Origin of the sequence: Georgenia sp. TF02-10, assembly GCF_022759505.1 — a bacterium.
GTDB lineage: Bacteria > Actinomycetota > Actinomycetes > Actinomycetales > Actinomycetaceae > TF02-10.
In genome coordinates, this window is the sequence record NZ_CP094289.1 from 2,825,864 (window position 1) to 2,843,909 (window position 18,046).

Genomic DNA, 18,046 nt, shown 5'->3' on the forward strand with positions numbered 1-18,046 from the left:
CACTCCGGGCGGCCCGCGCGGCCCGGCCCCGGGCTCACCAGGCACGCCGGGGCCGCGCTTGGCGACCCGGCCGCCGCCCGCACCAGCGCTCGGCTCAGCGGCCGAGCACCGCGCGCAGCGACGCGACCGCGCCCGTCTCGGCCTCGTGGATCTCGGCCAGCTGCGCGCTCATCGCCGTGCGGATCGCGGCGAGCCGCTCCTCGTCCAGCGGCGAGGCGTCCGCGTGCTCGGCCCGCAGCCGCCACAGCTGCTCGGCGGCCGCGGCGCGCTCCGCGGCGCCCGCGTCCCCCTCGGCGACGGCCCCGGTCACCGTCGCGGTCAGCTCCCGGATCCGCCCGATCGCCGGGACGTCGTCCGGCAGCGCGGTCTCGGCGAGGCGGTGCCAGCGCTGCCCGATCTCCCGCCACCGCTGCGCCTCGTCCGCCAGCGCCGGCTCCCCCAGGACGGCAGCGGCCTCCGTGAGGCCGTCGGCGAACAGGTCGCGCAGGTGCCCGCCGTCCATCCCGGCGGGCTCGACCGCCTCCCACACCCCGGCCAGCGCCCGCAGCAGGCCGCGCCGGTCGGCGAAGACCGTCGGCCAGCCCTTCGCCGCGCGCTGGTCGACCAGCAACCGCGACCACTTCCGCCACGCGGGCAGCGCGAACGACGTCGACGAGCCGGCCAGGTGGTCGACCGTCGCCCGCAGCCCGTCCCGGACCGCGGCACGCAGCCGGTCGGCCGGCACCACCGCGCCCGCCGACCGGACGACGAGCATGGTGTTCCGGTAGCTGCCCACCCGGGCCCGCGCCCGGTCCAGCGCCGCGACAGGCACGGTCAGCGGGGCCAGCGTGCGGTCGTCGACGTGCACGCGGCCGTCCGCGGCGGCGTAGGCGACGACGGGGTGGCCGCCGTGGCCGTCGAGGAGCTCGGGCAGGTTCCAGTAGCCGACGTGGTACCGGTCCGGCCAGACGATGGCCGGGTCGCCGGCGGCCAGCGTCGAGCCCAGCGCCCGCGCCGCGGCGACCGTGCCGCCGGTGCGGGACCAGGTCACGTCCAGCCCGAGCCGGTCCACGGTCGTGGCCAGCCGGCGGTCGAAGTACTGCCAGGAGTGCGTGAACCCGAGGGTGACGATCCGGCTGTCGTCGTGCGCGAACTCCCACAGGATGTAACCGGCGCCGAGGCCGCCGCCGACGACGAGCAGCAGCGGCTCGGTCAGTGGCCCGTCCGGGCCGGTGACCCCGCGGTGCGCGAGGACGTTGGCCAGCGCGGCGGTGTCCGGGTCGGTGCCGCCGCGCAGCGTCCACCCGGCGTCGACGACCGGGCCTCCCCCGCCGGTCGCTCCCAGTACGTGCGCCCGGGCCACGGCGTACCGCTCGCCGGTGCGGGCCATCCGGGCGCGCACGCGCGCCTTCAGCTGCTTGCCGCTTGTCATGTAGGACCTTCCGGCTGCGCCCGCGACGGCCGGCTCCACGCCCCGTCCGCCGCCGCAGCCGTACCGTCCGTTGGTGAGGGCAGGCGTCGTGCGGCGCCTCGAGGCTCTCGAAGTCCCCTTTGCCCCGCGGTGCCGGCCCGCGTGGAGAACCGGTCTGGGGTTGGGCGTGAGGCGCGCCAGAGATGAGTCTAGGTGGCCGCCCGGCGCAGGGGAAGCACGCTCAGGTCTGCGGAAGGTGCTGCCCCCGGGCCATCCACGCCCCGCCGGCGGGATCCTGCTGGGCGGCTAGCGACGGATGACAGGGCCCCGCAGCGAGCTGCCAGGCTCCAGGACGACAGGGCGGCGGACGGCGCCGAGCCGGCTGGCGCTGCTCTCAGCCGCGCCAGCCGGCGGCACGCTGGCCGGCGACCCAGGCGGCCACCTGGGTACGGCGCTGCAGGCCCATCTTGCTCAGCAGCGCGGTGATGTGGTTCTTCACGGTCTTCTCCGCCACGCCGAGCCGCTCGCCGATCTCCCGGTTGGACAGGCCGTCGCCGATCAGCTCGAGCACCCGCCGCTCCGAGGGCGTGAGGTCGGCGGTCGGGTCCTCGTGGTCGGCCCGGCGCCGGGTGACGGTGCGCTCGTCGAGCAGGGTGCGGCCGGCGGCGACGGCCTTGATCACGTCCGCCAGCTCCGCCCCGCGGACGGTCTTGAGCAGGTAGGCCTTCGCGCCGGCCTTCAGGGCCTCCGCGAGGGCGTCGTCGTCGTCGAAGGAGGTCAGGACCACCGGCCGGGCATCGGGCACCTTCTCCCGCAGAGTGGAGATGATGTCGATCCCGGTGCCGTCAGGCAGCTGGAGGTCCACGAGCACCACCTCCGGCCGTACGAGCGGGGCCCGGCGCACCGCCTCGGCCACCGTCCCGGCCTCGGCGACGACGGCGAGGCCGTCGGCGCGGTCGACGATCTCGGCGATGCCGCGCCGGACGACCTCGTGGTCGTCGATGATCATGACGCGGATGTCGCGCGGGAGCTGCGCGGCGCTGAGGTTGGACACGGCGGACAGCCTAGCGAAGGGCGTGGTCGCTCCCGGGCCGGCTCACGCCGGCGGCCGGGCGGCGCCGGCAGCGCGGGCAGAGAAGGAGCTGCGTTCATGAACTCCTCCCGCCGGACCGGCGCGCTGCACCGGGGGCAGGGCCGGCCGGCCTGCCGTAGACCGCGGGGGACCGGGCGGAGAACCCCGACTACCCCCGTAATAGACGTTCATCTCGCCTCGTCGACTCAGCGCGTCCAACCTTGCGGCAGTCAGCCGGCCAGGTCGCTGACCGGAATCATGAGCACGCCGGTCGTCGGTGCTCGACCCGCTCACAGGTGCCGCGTCGGGTCCATGCGCTGGTGCAGGATCCGAATCACGTCCACGCCGTCGGCGTTCTCGACGTAGAAGAGCATGTGGCTGCCGATCCCGTACCGGCGGTAGCCCTCGCGGATCTCCTCGCAAGCGCGCCCGCGGCCCGGGTCGTCGGCGACGCGCTCGATCGCGGCCCTGATCTCGGCCACGTAGGTCTCGGCCTGACGGACGTCCCAGCGCTCCTCGGTGAAGTCCCAGATCGACGAGAGGTCACGCTGCGCGGCAGGTGTGAGGCGGTACAGGCTCACGACTTCTTCGCCGCGACGAAGGCGTCGAAGTCGAAGGGCTCCGGTGCACCGCTCTCCTCGCCGGCGACGAGGGCGGCGCGGAGCGCGGTCAGTTGCGCCTCCTGATCCTCCAGCAGCCGGAGAGCGGCGCGGACGACCTCGCTGGCCGACCGGTAGCGCCCGGACGAGACCTGGCGGGCGAGGAAGTCCGAGAAGTGGTCGTCCAGGCTGATGGAGGTGTTCTGGGCCATACCGCCACGGTACCAAAGATTGGTAAGGCTTGACGAGCCGCAGCCGGAACCGCGAATCCACGATCCAGGAACGCCTCGTACGCGCGTACGACGTGATCAAAGCACACCTCATCGTCGTCCCAGCACGACAAGCACCGGCAGCGACAACGTCCGCAGCTCATCTTCCGTTGTCGCGGACTCGGCCTCGTGCATCCGGTTCACTTGCCGACCACGGCCGGCCAGTGGTCCGCATCGTCAGGCGACAGCTCGGCGTAGGCCTCGGCCATAAACGCCGGCGGTTCTCCGCCCAGCACGCCTCGCGCCATCGTCGACATTGAAGGGCGCACCCGGTAGACATCGGCGAGCTCCTCCAGCAAGGGTCCGAGCATCCGCGAGTCGGTGCCACCGGGATACAAGCACCAGCAGTTTCTGCCCTCACCGTCGTCGGCAACCACAGCGCACCCATTCCCACCCCCAGGCGATCTCGACGTGCAACCAGTATCGCTTGGCCGATATCCCATGCACTCAGGCAACTCGATGCCAACGGCGCAACGGTCAACCGGTGGAAGGTTACCGGCGCGAGTGAGTCGGCGGCTGGCAGTGCGGGCAGAAGTACGAAGAGCGGTTCATGAACTTTTCCCGCTCGATGGTCGTGCGGCAGCGGCGGCAGTCCTCTCCGGCCCGACCGTAGACATTCGTCCCGGCCTCGGCGACCACGGCGAGGCCGTCGGCGCGGTCGACGATCTCGGCGATGCCGCGCCGGACGACCTTGTGGTTGTCGATGATCATGACGCGGATGTCGCCCGGGAGCTGCGCGGCGCTGAGGTTCGACACGGCGGACACAGCCTAGCGAAGGGGGTGGTCGCTCCCGTGCCGGCGCAGGCCTGCGGCGGGGCGCCGCTGGCAGCGCGGGCAGGAGAAGGAGCTGCGGTTCATGAACTCCTCCCGCCGGATCGGCGCGCCGCACCGGGGGCAGGGCTTGCCGGCCTGGCCGTAGGCGGCGAGGGACCGGGCGAAGTACCCCGGGGCGCCGTCGGCGTCGACGTAGAGGGCGTCGAAGGAGGTGCCGCCGACGGCGAGCGCCTCGGCCATGACGTCGGCGGCCGCCTGCAGCAGGGTGCGCACCCGGGGCGGCGCGAGCCGGTCGGTGGGGCGGGTGCCGTGCAGGCGGGCGCGCCAGAGCGCCTCGTCGGCGTAGATGTTCCCGACGCCGGAGACGAGGGTCTGGTCCAGCAGGGCCCGCTTGACCTCGGTGCGGCGGGTGCGCAGCCGGCGCACCAGGGCGTCGCGGTCCAGGGCGGGGTCGAGCAGGTCCCGGGCGATGTGGCGGACCGGCTCGGGGAGCAGCGGGGCGGGGCTGCCGTGGCCGCCGGGCCCGCCGTCCGGCGTGGGCACGGTGGCGGTGACCATGACGTGGCCGAACGTGCGCTGGTCGACGAACCACAGCTCGCCGCCGTCGCCGAGCCGGAGCCGGACTCGCAGGTGGGTGTGGGTGGCGGGGAGGGGGCGGACCATGGTCGGCAGGGCGGCGCCGGGCGGGGCGGCGTCGGGCAGGACACCGTCAGGCGGGGCGCCGTCGGCCAGGACGCTCTCGGCAGGCGCGCCGTCGGCCGGCCTGCCGGAGCCCTGGACGAGGAGCTGGCCGGACATGCCCAGGTGCGCGAGGAGGGCCTGGTCGCCGTCGTCGAGGGTGAGCCAGAGGTACTTTCCGCGGCGGACGGCGGCGGTGAGGGTGGCGCCGCGCAGGCGGCCGGCGAGCTCGGCAGCGCCGCCGGGCTGGCGGCGGACGCTGCGCGGGTGGTGCACGTCCACGCCGACGACCGTGCGGCCGAGCACGTGGCGCGCCAGGCCGGCGCGGACCGTCTCGACCTCGGGGAGCTCGGGCATCAGCCGGACCCGGCGAGGTCGGCGAGGCTGGGCCCGTCGCCGGCGTCGTCGTCGTCGGCTGCCCGCAGGTCGCCCACCGGGGCGCCGCCTCCGCCAACCTGGGCGGCGTGGTCGGCCGCGGTGGCGTCATCCGCCGCCGGGGCGTCGTCGCCACGACCCGCGCCCGCCGCACCGTTGCCGCCCGCCCCGCCGGCCGTCGTCGGCAGGGTGCCGGCGGCCAGCCGGCCGTAGGCGTCCTCGGCCGCGTGCTGCTCGGCGACCTTCTTCGACGTCCCCACGCCCTCGCCGGCGACGGCGTCCCCGAGCAGGACGACGGCGGTGAAGGTGCGGGCGTGGTCCGGCCCGGTGCCGGTCACGGCGTAGGTCGGGGCCGCGACCCCGCGCTCGGCGGCGAGCTCCTGCAGGGAGGTCTTCCAGTCCAGGCCGGCGCCGAGGCTGGCGGCCTGCGCGAGCAGCGGCCCGACGAGCCGCTCGACCACTGCCCGGGTGTGCTCCAGGCCGTGGCCGAGGTAGATCGCCCCGATCAGCGCCTCGACGGTGTCGGAGAGGATGGAGTCCTTCTCCCGCCCGCCGGTACCGAGCTCGCCGCGGCCGAGCAGGATGAACGGGCCCAGGCCCAGCCTTCGGGCGACGGCGGCGAGGGCGCGCTGGCTCACCGTGGCGGCCCGCATCCGGGCCAGGTCGCCCTCGGGCTCGTCGGGGTGGTGCCGGTAGAGGTACTCGGTGACGATCACGCCGAGGACGGCGTCGCCGAGGAACTCCAGGCGCTCGTTGGTGGGGATCCCGCCGGCCTCGTGCGCGAAGGACCGGTGCGTCAGGGCCAGGACGAGGAGCTCGGGGTCGACCTCGGTGCCGAGGCGGTCGAGCAGGGTGGCCACGTCCTCCCGCGCCGGTGCGGCGAGCTCCCGGTCGTGGCGAGGACGACGGCGGCTCATCGGGCCTCGTCACCGTCCTCGCGGTCCGCGGCCTCCCCGCCGTCGGGGAGGAGGGCACCCAGCGCCGCCCAGCGGGGGTCGAGGTGCTCGTGGTGATGGCCGGGCTCGGCGTCGGCGAGCGGGACCCCGCAGTCCTGGCACAGGCCCGGGCAGTCCGGCCGGCACAGCGGCTGGAACGGCAGGGCCAGGACGACGGCGTCGCGCACGGCGGGCTCGACGTCCACCTGCTCGCCGTCCACCTCGGGCAGCTCGGCGGCCTCCTCGTCGCCGTCCGCCACCAGGGACGCCTTGGTGCTCGGGTAGAAGAAGAGCTCGGAGAGCCCGACGGTGGTCTCCGCGCGGACCGCGCCCAGGCAGCGCACGCACTCCCCGACCAGCGGGGCGTGGACCTCGCCGGTGACCAGGACGCCGTCCATGACTGCCTCGAGCCGCAGGTCGAGGTCGACGTCGGCGCCGACCGGCACGCCGATGACCTCGGTCCCCAGGTCCGCCGGGGCCGGCACGGTGCGCTCGATCGTGCGCATGCCGCCCGCCCCGCGACCGAGGTCGCGGGTGGTGAGGACGTACGGGGATCGTGCGGGCATGACTCTCCAGGGACGTGGGACGGCCCCGTTCCGGTGCGGGGCGACCACATATCATACCTCGCGGGGTCCCCGCGTGGCGGGCGAGGGCCGCGGCGACGGGATGGGGTGGCTGCCTCCGGACCGGGCGCTCCCCGCGCCCGTGCGGCGGCCGCGCGACGACCCAGCGCCGGTGTCCCGCGCACCGCGATCGCTCGTCGCGTGCGAGCGGCCGCTCGCGGCGCCGCAGCCGCTCAACGCGACGAGCGGCCGCTCACTCCCCCGCCGGACGGTTCCGGGCGGCCAGCGCCTCCCGGCCGGCGCGAACCTGGGTCGTGATGGCCCCGAGGTCGATCTCGAACTGGGCGAGCTGGCGGTCGCAGTAGTCGTTGGCGTCGGCGGCGAGCTTGGCGGCGCGCGCCTCGGCGGCCGCGACGATCTGCTCGGCGCGCTCCTCGGCCAGCCGCACCACCCGCTCCTGCGCCACGAGCTCCTTGGCCCGGGTCTCGGCGTCGGCCAGCACCTGCTCGGCCCGTCGTCGCGCCTGCTCCATTACCGCGTCCGCGCCGGCGACGATGTCGTCGGCGGCGTGGATCTCCTCGGGCACGACGGCCCGGGCGGCGTCGAGCAGGTCCAGGGCCTCGGCGCGGTTGACGAGCACGGAGGCCGACATCGGCATCGTGCGGGCCTGGCTGATGAGCGTGGTCAGCTCGTCCAGGATCGACACCAGGGACTCCCCGTCGGTCTGGGGGCCGGTGCGCGGCTCGGTGGCGGTCATCGCTCTCCTTCGGGATCGGCAGGCAACGCCTGGTCGGGTGGCCCGGCACGGTGCGCGGCGGGCAGCGCCTGGCGCAGGGCGGCGGCGACGGCGGTGGGCACGAGCCCGGTCACGTCGCCCCCGTGCCGCGCCACGTCCTTCACGAGCGAGGAGGCCACGTGCGCCAGGGCCGGGTCGCCGAGGACGAACACCGTCTCCACCCCGCTCAGGTGCCGGTTCATCAGGGCCATGGCCAGCTCGGCGTCGAAGTCCGCGGCTCCGCGCAGGCCCTTGACGACGGCGGTGGCGCCAACCTCGGTGCAGAAGCGCGCGAGCAGGCCGGGGACGAGGGCCACCCGGACGCCGTCGAGGTCACCGGTGGCCTCCTCGGCCAGCCGGACGCGGGTGTCGGCGTCGAACAGGTAGCGCTTGGCGGGGTTGTGCGCGACGGCGACGACGACCTCGTCGAAGAGGGCGCGGGCGCGCCGGACGACGTCGACGTGCCCGAGCGTGACCGGGTCGTAGGACCCGGGGCAGACGGCCAGGCTCATCGGTGCCCGCTCGCTTCGGCCATGGCCGTCACGGTAGCCCTCGGCCGGCCGACGGCCCGGAGGCGCGCCGTGCCCCACCGGCTCTCGGCCGGTCTGACCCCCGGAGGTGCGCCGGCCGCTCGCGCAACCAGGGCCGGGGTGCCGCCGCTCGGCCGCAGGCGGGCGGCGCTCAGCCGCCGGCGCGCGGGAGGTGGGCGGTCGACGCTCAGGCGCCGGCGGGCCTTCGGCGCTCAGCCGTCGACGCGCGGTGGGGCGCCAGCGCTCATCCGGCGGGCTCCGCGAACCATACCTGGGTGTCTCCGTAGGAGCGCTGGTCCACGCGCCGCAGGCCCGGCGGCCAGGGCGGCTCGGGGCTCCGCCGGGAGCGCTCGACCACGACGAGCGCGGTCGGCCGCAGCCAGGGGCGCCGGTCAGCGGTGGGGTCTACGCCGGCGGCGTCGCCGGGCGCCCGCGCAGCGGAACCCGGGCGGCGCACGTCGCTCGCGGCGTCCACTCCGGGGGCCTGCGGCGCGGCCGAGCCCGGGCGGCACACGTCGCTCGCGCCCGCGGGGCCGGGTGCCTGTGGCGCGCCGGCGAGCAGGGTCAGCACCCGGGCGAGCTGCGGGCCGGGGACGTCGTACGGGGGGTCGAGCAGCACCAGGTCGGCCGGCTCGCCGTCGGACCCGGCCGCGAGGTACGTCTCCACCTTGGCCGCGACCACCTCGACCGCCAGCCCCAGCTGTGCCGCGTTGCGCCGGCACGCTGCTGCCGCCGGCTTCGCCGCCTCGACGAGGGTGACCCGGGTCGCGCCGCGGGAGGCCGCCTCCAGGCCGAGCGCGCCGGAACCGGCGTACAAGTCCAGCACCCGGGCGCCGTCGACCACGCCGAGGTGCTCCAGCCGGGAGAACAACGCCTCCCGCACCCGCTCGGACGTCGGCCGGGTGCCCGAGCGCGGCACCTGCAGCGTGCGCCCGCCCGCGCTGCCGGCCACGATCCTGGTCACCGCGCCACCCTACGGCCGACGCACCCGGCCACGACCGCCGGGCCTGCCGCCCGGTGCTAGGCGCCGGGGCTGCCGCGGACCAGCTGTCCCAGCCGCCGCAGCCGTCCCCGGCACGTCGAGACTGGCAAAGTGGTTGCTGGCAGCAACCGTTTTGTCGTTCTCGGCGTGACCGCCGGCGGACGGCGCCCCCCCGTGCACCCAGAAGCGCCGGGAGCGGCGACGTCGCCCGGGCCCCAAGATCAGACAGCGCTCCGGGCGCCCAGATCAGACAGCGCTCAACCGTTGCGCGCGCCCAGCAACCGGTAGTACTCTCACACCACCCCACATCCGGTTGTGTGGGAACGATGACGTCGGGCCCGAGGACGGGCCAAGGAGGTGACCGCGTGTACGCCGAGGAACGCCAGCACCTCATCACCTCGACGGCGCACGGCGAGGGACGCGTCTCCGTCACCCGGCTGGCCGAGCGCTTCGGGGTCACCGCCGAGACCATCCGCCGGGACCTGGAGCTGCTCGACCGCCGCGGGGTGCTGCGCCGGGTGCACGGCGGCGCCGTACCGGTGGACAAGGTCCGGCTGAGCGAGCCCGCCCTGCCGCAGCGTGCGGTGACCCACGTGGCCGAGAAGAAGCGCATCGCCCGCGCCGCCCTGGCCCACCTGCCCACCGGCCCCGGCAGCATCGTCCTCGACGCCGGCACCACCACCGGCCACCTCGCCCAGCTGCTGCCCGACGACCCCGACCTGGTGACCATCACCAACTCGCTGCCCGCCGCGGCCGCGCTGACCGGCCGGGCCAGCGGCGTCTTCCTGCTCGGCGGCCGGGTCCGCGGGCTGACCCAGGCGGCGGTCGGCACCGACGCCGAGCGGGCCCTGGCCCGCACCCGGGTGGACGTCGCCTTCCTCGGCACCAACGGCCTCACCCCCGCCCACGGCGCCTCCACCCCGGACCCGGCGGAGGCCGCCGTCAAGCGCGCGATGGTGCAGGCCGCCCGTCGCGTCGTCGTGCTCGCCGACGCCGCCAAGATCGGTCAGGAGCACCTGGTCAGCTTCGCCTCCCTCGAGGAGATCGACGTCCTCGTCACCGACGCCAGCATCTCCATTGAGGACCGCCAGGCCCTGGAGGCCCGCAACCTGGAGGTCGTGGTCGCATGATCGTCACCCTCACCGCCAACCCCAGCCTGGACCGCACCGCCGCCCTGGCCGGCCCGCTGGCCCGCGGCGGGGTCAACCGGGCCCGGGCCGTCACCGTGGAGCCGGGCGGCAAGGGCGTCAACGTCGCCCGCGTGGTGACCCTCGCCGGCCAGCCCGCCCTCGCCGTGCTCCCCGCCGACCCGGCCGGGCCGCTGGTCGCCGCCCTGGCGCGGCTCGGGGTCCCGCACCTGAGCGCGCCGACGACGTCCGCCGCGCGCACCAACCTCACGGTGACCGAGCCGGACGGGACCACCACCAAGATCAACGAGCCGGGCGTGCCGCTGTCGGAGGCGGAGGCCGCTGTGCTGGCCGAGCTGCTGCTCGACGCAGCGGGGGGCGGCGACGGCGCGTCGCGGACCGCCGTCGGCACGCGCACCGCGGGCCGCGGCGGGCCGGTCGCCGTCAGCGCCGGCGCGGCGGCGGCCGGGACGCCGGGGGCAGGCGACGGCGCAGCACGGACGGTCGTCAGCACCGGCACGGGGGCCGACGGCGCACTGGTCGCCGTCAGCCCCGGCACGGCGGGCGCGGGCCACCCGAGCGGTGCCGGCGACGGCGCGGACTGGGTGGCCCTGTCCGGCTCCCTGCCGCCCGGGGTGCCGGTCGACTGGTACGGGGCCCTCACCCGCCGGCTGCGGGCCGCTGGCCGGCGCGTGGCCGTCGACACCTCTGACGCCCCGCTCCGGGCGCTGGCCGCCGGGTTCCCGGCCGCCGCCCCGGACCTGCTCAAGCCCAACGCCGAGGAGCTCGCCCAGCTCAGCGGCGGGGACCCCGAGGCGCTCGAGGCCGCCGCGGCGGCCGGCGACCTGGCGCCCACGGTGGGCGCCGCCCGCCGCCTGCTGGACCAGGGGGTCGGCGCGGTGCTGGCCACGCTCGGCGGCGCCGGCGCGGTGCTGGTGACCGCGGCTGGCGCCTGGGCCGCCACGCCCCCGCCGATCACGCTCCGCAGCACCGTCGGGGCCGGGGACTCGGCCCTGGCCGGGTACCTGATCGCCGCCGTCGCCGGCCGCGACGAACCCGCTCGGCTGCGCCACGCCGTCGCCTACGGCTCCGGCGCCGCGGCCCTCGCCGGGACGGCGCTGCCGCGTCCCGACCAGACCGACCCGGACCGCGTCGACGTCGTCCGGCTGCCCTGAGCCCCGCGGCGGCGCTGCTCCCGACGCCGTCGTCCAGGAAAGGAATCGCCATGTCCCAAGAGGCACCGCCGCTGATCACCGCCGAGCTCGTGGCGCTCGACGTGGACCTCGGCACCACCAAGGACGACGTCATCGCCGCCCTCGCCCGCACGGTCGCGGCGGCCGGCCGGGCAGACGCGGACCAGCTGCTGGCCGACGCGATGGCCCGCGAGGCCCAGTCCGCCACCGGCGTCCCGGGCGGCATCGCCATCCCGCACTGCCGCTCGGCCGGCGTGCACGAGGGGTCGCTCGCCTTCGCCCGGCTCTCCCCCGCCGTCGACTTCGGCGCCCCGGACGGCCCGGCCGACCTCGTCTTCCTCATCGCCGCCGCCGAGGGCGGCGGGGCCGACCACCTCAAGCTCCTCACCAAGCTCGCCCGCGCCCTGGTGCGCAAGGACTTCGTGGCCGCGCTGCGGGCCGCCGGCACGCCGGTGGAGGTCGTGGCGCTCGTCGACGGCGTCCTGGACCCGGCGCCGGCGCCCCCAGCCACCGGCCGCGACACCACTGCCGCCACCCGCGAGCAGGCGGGGGCCACCAGCGCCCAGGCCGGGCCGGCCGCCGACCAGGCCGGCGGCGACCGGGCCACCGAGCGGGCCGGCAGCGACCAGCCCCCGGCCGCGGCAGCCGCCGGCGACCGGCACCGGGTGGTCGCCGTCACCGCGTGCCCGACCGGCATCGCCCACACCTACATGGCGGCCGACGCGCTCGTTGCGGCCGGCCGGGACGCCGGCGTCGACGTCGAGGTCGAGACCCAGGGGTCCTCGGCGACCACCCCGCTGCCGCCGGAGACGATCGCCGCCGCCGACGCGGTCATCTTCGCCACCGACGTCAACGTCAAGGGCCGGGAGCGCTTCGCCGGCAAGCCGGTGGTGGAGTCCGCCGTCAAGCGGGCCATCAACGAGCCGGGCGCGATGATCGCCGAGGCCCTGCGGGCCGCCGAGGACCCCGGCGCCCGCCGGGTGGCCGGCGCGGCGGGGACCGGCGAGGCCGCCGGTGCCGGCGGCGGGACGGGCGGTGGCGGGCTCGGCGTCGGCGCCCGGCTGAAGCAGGCGCTGCTCACCGGCGTGAGCTACATGATCCCGTTCGTCGCGGCCGGCGGGCTGATCATCGCCCTCGGCTTCCTCTTCGGCGGGTACGACATCACCTCGGTCTCCCGCGACATCGTCCTGAACAGCTCCCTCGTCGACCTGCCCGACGGTGGCTTCGCCCAGTACCTCGGCGCCGTGCTGTACGAGCTGGGCTCGGCCGCGTTCAGCTTCCTGGTCCCGGCCCTGGCCGGCTACATCGCCTTCGGCCTGGCCGACCGGCCCGGCATCGCGCCGGGCTTCACCGCCGGCGCGGTGGCGAACATCGTCGGCGCGGGCTTCCTCGGCGGCATGCTCGGCGGCCTGCTCGCCGGGGCCGCGGCCCTGGCCATCTCGCGCATCGACGTCCCGCGCTGGCTGCGCGGGCTGATGCCGGTGGTGATCATCCCGCTGCTCGCCTCCATCGCCTCCGGCGGCCTGATCTTCCTGCTCGGCCAGCCGCTCGGGGCGATCATGACCGGCCTGACCAGCTGGCTCGGCGGGATGAGCGGGGCCTCGGCGGTGATCCTCGGGATCATCCTCGGCCTGATGATGTGCTTCGACCTGGGTGGCCCGGTGAACAAGGCGGCCTACACCTTCGCCACCGCGGGCCTGGTGGTCACCGACCCGGCCACCATGCGGATCATGGCCGCGGTGATGGCCGCCGGGATGGTCCCGCCGCTGGCGATGGCGCTCACCACCGCGGTGCGGCCACGGCTGTTCACCCCGGTCGAGCGGGAGAACGGCAACGCCGCGTGGCTGCTGGGCGCCTCGTTCATCTCCGAGGGCGCGCTGCCCTTCGCCGCGGCCGACCTGCGGATCATCCCGCCGTTCATGGCCGGCGGGGCGCTGACTGGCGCGCTGGCGATGGCGCTGGACGCCCAGTCGCGGGCGCCGCACGGGGGCATCTTCGTCTTCTTCGCGATGGACAACGTCCTCGGCTTCGTCCTGGCCGTGGTGGCCGGGACGGTCCTGGCCGCCGTCCTGGTCATCGCCGTCAAGGAGTGGGCACGACGGCGGGGCGCCACCGCCGACGTCCCGGCACCGGTCGCCGCCGCCGCGGCCTGAGCCTCGGGCGGGGCCTGCGAGACTGCGCCCGCGCCGCCCTACCGTCGCGACCGACCTGCCCGAACGTGACGACCGACCTACCCGCCCGTCACGATCGATCTACCCGCTGTTCCACCCATCCCCGAAAGGACATCCCATGCCCAGCCAGACCGCCGTCGTCGGCTCCGCCGTCGGCCTGCACGCCCGTCCCGCCGCCCTGATCGCCCAGGCGGCCGGGCAGTACGACGAGGAGATCACCCTGGCGACCGACGGGAACGAGCCCGTCGACGCCGCCTCGGCGCTGATGATCATGACCCTCGGGGCCGAGAAGGGCGCCACCGTCACCGTCACCACGGAGTCGCCGGAGGCGCTGGCGGAGATAGTCGGGCTCGTCGAGCAGGACCTCGACGCCAGCTGATCGCGTCCCGGCGGCGACGCCGGGGACCGGCGGTCGGCGGCACCAGTGCTGCTGCCGGCGCCGCTGACAGGACTGGGCCCGCCGTCGCAGTGCGACGGCGGGCCCAGCTCGCTGTTCCGGCGACGGCGGCCGGCTCCGGGTCAGGCCGCGACGTCCCGGCGGTTGGCGCCGGACCAGCCGGCGCGGGCCGGCTGCGGCTCCGCGGCGCGGACCGCGCGCTCGGGCACGACCTCGTCCGCGGCGACCTGGCCGCCGGCCTCGACCCGTGCCTGCGCCCCGACCCGGGCCCGCGGCCCGATCCGGGCGCCACGACCGATGACGGCGCGGGACCCGACGTGAGCGTTCGTGCCGACCACGACGTCCTCCTCGACGACGGCGCCGGTGTCCACCCACCCGCCGGCCTCGATCCGGGCGTCCGCGCGCACGTCGGCACGGGGGTCGACGTAGGCGGCCTCGCCGAGGAAGGCGGACGGGTGCACCCGCGCGCTCACCTCTACCAGCCCACCGCCGTTGGGGTGCGGCCGGTACTGCCGCAGGACGCCCTCGTCGTCCTCGAACTCGATCCGTCCCTTCCTGCTGCGCATGCTTTCCTCCCTCGCTGGTGCGGCGTACGCACCCCTTGCTGGTGCCGCGTACGCACCCTTCTCCCGGTGCTTAGCGCGCACCGAACGTCTGTACTTACCAACGCCGCAACCGGCCCGGTGATTCCAACCCAGACTGGTGACGTGTCTGGCAGACCGGCGACGGCGGCGAGCTCTCACGAAGGGGGACCAGAGCGCGTCAGGCAGGGGACGAGCGCGAGGGCCGGGGACCCCCGAGCACGCCCACCAGCGCCACCACCCCCGGAGGAGTACCGTGCAGAAAGCGCAGAACAGCGTCCGTAAGAGCCCAGAGCCGCCGTCGCCGTCGGCCGCCCCGCACGCATCCGGAGGAACGATGCCCGCATCCGACGGCACCATGGCCGTGCCCGTCACCATCCTCGACCTCGCGACCGTCCACCCCGGCGGCTCCGTCAAGGACACCTTCGACGCCTCCGTCGACCTCGCCCAGCACGCCGAGCGGTGGGGGTACCGCCGGTACTGGTTCGCCGAGCACCACAACATGCCGACCATCGCCTCCTCGGCGACGGCGGTGCTCATCGGGCACATCGCCGGCGCCACCAGCACCATCCGGGTGGGCTCGGGCGGGGTCATGCTGCCCAACCACTCCCCGCTCGTCGTCGCCGAGCAGTTCGGCACCCTCGCCACCCTCTACCCGGACCGGATCGACCTGGGCCTGGGCCGGGCGCCGGGCGGGGACCTGGCGATGCTGCGCGCCCTGCGCCGGGACCCCTCCGCCGCCGAGGCCTTCCCGCAGGACGTGCTCGAGCTCCAGGCGCTGCTCGGCCCGGAGCGGCCCGGGCAGACCGTCCGGGCGGTCCCGGGCACAGGCACCGAGGTCCCGCTGATCATCCTCGGCTCCTCCCTCTTCGGGGCCCGGCTGGCCGCCGCGTTGGGCCTGCCCTACGCCTTCGCCTCGCACTTCGCGCCCGCCGCGCTGCTGGAGGCCCTGCGCGTCTACCGCGCCGAGTACCGCCCCAGCCCGGCCCACCCGGAGCCCTACGTGTTCGCAGCGATGAACGTCTTCGCCGCGGACAGCGAGGACGAGGCCCGCACCCTGTTCACCCAGGTGCTGCGCGACCGCGTCGGCCAGCTCACCCGCCGCGGGCTGCCCCTGCCGGACCGCGACGCCGACGCGTTGCTGGCCTCCCCGGCCGGGGCCCAGGTCCGGGAGATGATGCGGTACACCGCCGTCGGCGCGCCGGGCACGGTGCGGTCGGAGGTCGACCGGTTCGTCGAGCTGACCGGCGCCGACGAGCTGGTGGTCGCCAGCGCCGCGCCCACCAACGAGACGCGGCGCCGCTCCTACGAGCTGCTGGCGGAGGTGCTGACCGCCTAGCTGCCGACCGCCTGCGGGCGGTGCGGGGCCGGCGGGCCGTGCGGGGCCTCCGGGCGGTGTGGGCGGGCCGGCACCCGCGCGGCCACCGCCAGCGCGACGACGGCGAGCCCGGCCTGGGCGGCCAGCAGCGCCGGCGGCACCGCGCCCAGCACCAGGGCGATGAGGACCGGCACCGACCCGAGCGCCGCCAGGTCCGGCCCGACGGCGACCACCGCCCCGATGCCCGGCGGGATCGACCCCATCGGGGTGTGCACGAGGGGGCCGGAGAAGTCCGGCAGCGGGCGGTACGCGGCGCGCACGCCGGCCGCCGCCCACACCGGGCCGGCCAGGGCGCCGAGCGCCAGCCAGCCGGCCGGGTCCCCGTAGCGCCAGGCCAGCAGGGCGCCGAGGACCAGCCCCCACCCGGCCAGCACGACGGCGGGCACCACCAGCCGGCACCGGCGCACCGCCCGCTCGCCCAGCGGGAGCAGCGCGTCCAGCGCGGTGTTCGCCTGCGCGCGCCGGGCGCCCTCGGCGGCGGCGAGCGCGGCGGCGTAGGCGCCGAGGAGGACCGCGGCGAGGGTCAGCAGCGGCGCCGGCCGGGGCGCGGCGAGCGCGAGGGCCGGCAGGCAGGCGGCGACGAGCACCTGGACCAGGTGGCGCGGGCTGCGCGCCAGGAGCAGCAGGTCGCCGGCGACGACGGCGGCCGGGGCGCGCCACCGGGCCGGCACCCGGCCGAGGCCGCCCAGGCTGCGCGGGCGGCGCCGGGCCGGCTCGGTGGCGGCCGACAGCGCCCGGCCCAGGGCCCGGGTGTCCAGGGAGAGCAGCGAGCCGAGCGCCTCCCCGGCGACCGCCCCACCCTCGCGGAGCACGGCGTCGCGCAGCCGCCCCAGGGACCGGTCCAGGACGAGCGCGAGCAGGCCGGCGGCGGCCAGCGCCGCGGCCCCCACAGGCAGCAGCGCGGGGGTGGCCACCGGCGCCGGGACCGCCGCCACCGCCAGCCCCATGCCCAGGATCGGGGTCGCCGCCAGGGTGGCGTCCGCCGCCCGGCGTACCCGGCGGTGCGCCCGGGTGTCCGCCTGGGCCAGGCCGGCGAGCAGGGTGCCGGCGGCGGCGGTGCCGGCGCCGGCCAGAGCGGCGCCGGCGAGCCAGGCGGGGTCGTGCCCGACCACCAGCCCGGCGGCCAGGCCGACCACCGCCCCGGCGGCCGCGGCCACCGCGGGCCAGTGCAGGGCGGCCGGGCGCAGCAGGGAGCGCCGGTCCACCGGCAGCCCGAGCCACCAGGACGCCTGCGGCCGGGACAGTACGACCGGGCCGAGCCGGGCGGTGAGCCCGGTCAGCGCGGCCAGCGCGGCCAGCCCGAGCAGCGCCCCGAGCCAGCCCGGGGCGAAGACGAGGCCCCGCCCGGCCGTCGGCGGCGCGGCGGTCACCGCCCCGCCGAGCCAGCCGGCGGTGGACAGCGTGAGCGCCGTCGTCACCGCGACAGTGAGCAGCGCGACGTAGACGTCGGCGAGCAGGTCGGACAGCGGGGCGGCGGCGCGGCGGCGGGACCGCCGTCGGGTGAACCGCCGGACGGCGGCCCCGGACGGCAGGCTCACAGCAGCTCCAGGGCGGCGGCGCCGTCGGCCGGCGCGGCGAGGGCAGCCCGGTCCTCGCCGAGGACGAGGACCGCGGTGGCCGCGCCGCGGACCACCGCCGGGTCGTGCGTGGCCACCAGCGCGGCGCCGCCGGCCTCGCGCTCGGCGCGCAGCCGCTCGACGAGGTCGGCCCGCATCCCGGGGTCTAGCCGCTGCTCGGGCTCGTCCAGGACGAGCAGGGAGCGCGGCCGGGCGAAGGCGGCGGCGAGGAGCAGCCGGCGGCGCTGGCCGGAGGACAGCGCGGCCGGCAGCGCGTCGGCCCGGGTGGTCAGCCCGAACTCCTCGACGAGCTGGTCGACCACCTCCCGCGGGGCGGGGACGCCGTGGCCGTAGCAGGTCAGCAGCAGGTGCTCGACGGCGGTCAGCGCCGGGAAGAACGCGTCGTCGCCCAAGTCGGCGGCCACGCTGGCGCGGAAGTCCCGGCTGCGGGGGTCCCCGCCGGGCACGGTGACGGTCCCCGCGAGGGGCTCGAGCTGGCCGACGACGGTGCGCAGCAGGGTGGACTTGCCGGTGCCGTTGGCCCCGACGACGGCGAGGAGCTCCCCGGCGGCGAGGGTGAAGGTCACCGGCGGGCACACCGGCAGGTCGTAGCCGACCTCGAGGCGGGTGGCGCGGACCAGGACGTCCGCGGGCGGGGCGGTGGTCGAGGTGGCCATCGGGGGGATGCTATCGGCCGGCCG

At 76.7% G+C, this 18,046-nt stretch carries 19 protein-coding genes and 1 pseudogene; 5 read left to right on the forward strand and 15 right to left on the reverse strand.

Annotation, left to right across the window (positions count from 1 at the left end):
- Window positions 1-94: 94 nt before the first annotated feature.
- From MF406_RS12750 to MF406_RS12805, 12 genes and pseudogenes are all read right to left on the reverse strand, one after another.
- A complete protein-coding gene (locus tag MF406_RS12750; protein ID WP_242894315.1) occupies window positions 95-1,411 on the reverse strand; it encodes a BtrH N-terminal domain-containing protein in 1,317 nt (438 codons plus the stop codon).
- A 373-nt stretch (window positions 1,412-1,784) separates the two neighbouring features.
- Window positions 1,785-2,399: a response regulator transcription factor gene (locus MF406_RS12755; protein WP_242897783.1), complete on the reverse strand. Its 615-nt coding sequence runs from the start codon at window positions 2,397-2,399 to the stop codon at window positions 1,785-1,787.
- 353 nt (window positions 2,400-2,752) lie between these two features.
- Window positions 2,753-3,043 carry a type II toxin-antitoxin system RelE/ParE family toxin gene (locus MF406_RS12760; RefSeq protein WP_242894318.1) on the reverse strand — a complete coding sequence of 97 codons (291 nt, stop codon included), beginning with the start codon at window positions 3,041-3,043 and terminating at the stop codon, window positions 2,753-2,755.
- On the reverse strand, window positions 3,040-3,273 hold the full coding sequence (locus tag MF406_RS12765) for a type II toxin-antitoxin system ParD family antitoxin (protein WP_242894321.1): 234 nt from the start codon (window positions 3,271-3,273) through the stop codon (window positions 3,040-3,042). The genes MF406_RS12760 and MF406_RS12765 overlap by 4 nt, the downstream gene beginning before the upstream one ends.
- A gap of 197 nt (window positions 3,274-3,470) precedes the next feature.
- Complete coding sequence (locus MF406_RS12770; protein WP_242894324.1) at window positions 3,471-3,629, reverse strand: hypothetical protein; 159 nt, start codon at window positions 3,627-3,629, stop codon at window positions 3,471-3,473.
- A gap of 193 nt (window positions 3,630-3,822) precedes the next feature.
- Window positions 3,823-4,086, reverse strand: a complete 264-nt coding sequence (locus tag MF406_RS19125) for a zinc finger domain-containing protein (RefSeq protein ID WP_371744489.1) — start codon at window positions 4,084-4,086, stop codon at window positions 3,823-3,825.
- A gap of 12 nt (window positions 4,087-4,098) precedes the next feature.
- A complete protein-coding gene (mutM, locus tag MF406_RS12780) occupies window positions 4,099-5,139 on the reverse strand; it encodes a bifunctional DNA-formamidopyrimidine glycosylase/DNA-(apurinic or apyrimidinic site) lyase (RefSeq protein ID WP_242894327.1) in 1,041 nt (346 codons plus the stop codon).
- Between the two features lie 212 nt (window positions 5,140-5,351).
- A pseudogene (gene rnc / locus MF406_RS12785) lies at window positions 5,352-6,074 on the reverse strand (ribonuclease III); the annotation flags it as partial.
- Window positions 6,071-6,658: a DUF177 domain-containing protein gene (locus tag MF406_RS12790; protein WP_242894330.1), complete on the reverse strand. Its 588-nt coding sequence runs from the start codon at window positions 6,656-6,658 to the stop codon at window positions 6,071-6,073. The gene MF406_RS12790 and the pseudogene rnc, both read right to left, overlap by 4 nt.
- 250 nt (window positions 6,659-6,908) lie before the next feature.
- Entirely contained in the window at window positions 6,909-7,412 is a 504-nt protein-coding gene (locus tag MF406_RS12795) for a hypothetical protein (RefSeq protein WP_242894332.1), read from the reverse strand.
- Window positions 7,409-7,942, reverse strand: a complete 534-nt coding sequence (gene coaD, locus MF406_RS12800; RefSeq protein WP_242894335.1) for a pantetheine-phosphate adenylyltransferase — start codon at window positions 7,940-7,942, stop codon at window positions 7,409-7,411. The genes MF406_RS12795 and coaD overlap by 4 nt, the downstream gene beginning before the upstream one ends.
- A 262-nt stretch (window positions 7,943-8,204) precedes the next feature.
- Window positions 8,205-8,924 (reverse strand): RsmD family RNA methyltransferase, encoded by a 720-nt coding sequence (locus MF406_RS12805; RefSeq protein WP_242894337.1) that lies wholly within the window; start codon window positions 8,922-8,924, stop codon window positions 8,205-8,207.
- 383 nt (window positions 8,925-9,307) lie between these two features.
- Here MF406_RS12805 and MF406_RS12810 point away from each other — a divergent pair, with 383 nt between their 5' ends.
- The 4 genes from MF406_RS12810 (at window position 9,308) to MF406_RS12825 (ending at window position 13,812) form a co-directional block, all read left to right on the forward strand.
- Window positions 9,308-10,072 (forward strand): DeoR/GlpR family DNA-binding transcription regulator, encoded by a 765-nt coding sequence (locus tag MF406_RS12810; RefSeq protein WP_242894340.1) that lies wholly within the window; start codon window positions 9,308-9,310, stop codon window positions 10,070-10,072.
- On the forward strand, window positions 10,069-11,244 hold the full coding sequence (locus MF406_RS12815; RefSeq protein ID WP_242894343.1) for a 1-phosphofructokinase family hexose kinase: 1,176 nt from the start codon (window positions 10,069-10,071) through the stop codon (window positions 11,242-11,244). Before MF406_RS12810 ends, MF406_RS12815 begins: the two co-directional genes overlap by 4 nt.
- A gap of 50 nt (window positions 11,245-11,294) precedes the next feature.
- Window positions 11,295-13,415 (forward strand): fructose-specific PTS transporter subunit EIIC, encoded by a 2,121-nt coding sequence (locus MF406_RS12820; protein ID WP_242894346.1) that lies wholly within the window; start codon window positions 11,295-11,297, stop codon window positions 13,413-13,415.
- 136 nt (window positions 13,416-13,551) lie between these two features.
- Window positions 13,552-13,812, forward strand: a complete 261-nt coding sequence (locus tag MF406_RS12825; protein WP_242894347.1) for an HPr family phosphocarrier protein — start codon at window positions 13,552-13,554, stop codon at window positions 13,810-13,812.
- A gap of 140 nt (window positions 13,813-13,952) precedes the next feature.
- Here the strand turns inward: MF406_RS12825 and MF406_RS12830 are convergent, their stop codons facing one another.
- Window positions 13,953-14,396 (reverse strand): transferase, encoded by a 444-nt coding sequence (locus MF406_RS12830; RefSeq protein ID WP_242894350.1) that lies wholly within the window; start codon window positions 14,394-14,396, stop codon window positions 13,953-13,955.
- A gap of 373 nt (window positions 14,397-14,769) precedes the next feature.
- Between MF406_RS12830 and MF406_RS12835 the strand changes: the two genes are divergently transcribed.
- Window positions 14,770-15,750 carry an LLM class flavin-dependent oxidoreductase gene (locus tag MF406_RS12835; protein ID WP_242897784.1) on the forward strand — a complete coding sequence of 327 codons (981 nt, stop codon included), beginning with the start codon at window positions 14,770-14,772 and terminating at the stop codon, window positions 15,748-15,750.
- Here the strand turns inward: MF406_RS12835 and MF406_RS12840 are convergent.
- Together MF406_RS12840 and MF406_RS12845 are read right to left on the reverse strand one after the other, a co-directional pair.
- Window positions 15,747-17,327, reverse strand: a complete 1,581-nt coding sequence (locus tag MF406_RS12840; protein WP_242894353.1) for a DUF6297 family protein — start codon at window positions 17,325-17,327, stop codon at window positions 15,747-15,749. The two genes, MF406_RS12835 and MF406_RS12840, sit on opposite strands and share 4 nt — an antisense overlap.
- Window positions 17,324-18,022: an ABC transporter ATP-binding protein gene (locus tag MF406_RS12845; RefSeq protein WP_242894355.1), complete on the reverse strand. Its 699-nt coding sequence runs from the start codon at window positions 18,020-18,022 to the stop codon at window positions 17,324-17,326. Before MF406_RS12845 ends, MF406_RS12840 begins: the two co-directional genes overlap by 4 nt.
- Between the last annotated feature and the right edge of the window lie 24 nt (window positions 18,023-18,046).

Bases quoted from the DNA above. Each gene is read 5' to 3' on its own strand.
- MF406_RS12750 (WP_242894315.1), bottom strand. From the start codon at position 1,411: ATGACAAGCGGCAAGCAGCTGAAGGCGCGCGTGCGCGCCCGGATGGCC.
- MF406_RS12820 (WP_242894346.1), top strand. From the start codon at position 11,295: ATGTCCCAAGAGGCACCGCCGCTGATCACCGCCGAGCTCGTGGCGCTC.
- mutM (WP_242894327.1), bottom strand. From the start codon at position 5,139: ATGCCCGAGCTCCCCGAGGTCGAGACGGTCCGCGCCGGCCTGGCGCGC.
- MF406_RS12790 (WP_242894330.1), bottom strand. From the start codon at position 6,658: ATGCCCGCACGATCCCCGTACGTCCTCACCACCCGCGACCTCGGTCGC.
- MF406_RS12815 (WP_242894343.1), top strand. From the start codon at position 10,069: ATGATCGTCACCCTCACCGCCAACCCCAGCCTGGACCGCACCGCCGCC.
- MF406_RS12830 (WP_242894350.1), bottom strand. From the start codon at position 14,396: ATGCGCAGCAGGAAGGGACGGATCGAGTTCGAGGACGACGAGGGCGTC.
- MF406_RS12765 (WP_242894321.1), bottom strand. From the start codon at position 3,273: ATGGCCCAGAACACCTCCATCAGCCTGGACGACCACTTCTCGGACTTC.
- MF406_RS12825 (WP_242894347.1), top strand. From the start codon at position 13,552: ATGCCCAGCCAGACCGCCGTCGTCGGCTCCGCCGTCGGCCTGCACGCC.
- MF406_RS12835 (WP_242897784.1), top strand. From the start codon at position 14,770: ATGGCCGTGCCCGTCACCATCCTCGACCTCGCGACCGTCCACCCCGGC.
- MF406_RS12795 (WP_242894332.1), bottom strand. From the start codon at position 7,412: ATGACCGCCACCGAGCCGCGCACCGGCCCCCAGACCGACGGGGAGTCC.
- coaD (WP_242894335.1), bottom strand. From the start codon at position 7,942: ATGAGCCTGGCCGTCTGCCCCGGGTCCTACGACCCGGTCACGCTCGGG.
- MF406_RS12755 (WP_242897783.1), bottom strand. From the start codon at position 2,399: ATGATCATCGACGACCACGAGGTCGTCCGGCGCGGCATCGCCGAGATC.
- MF406_RS12845 (WP_242894355.1), bottom strand. From the start codon at position 18,022: ATGGCCACCTCGACCACCGCCCCGCCCGCGGACGTCCTGGTCCGCGCC.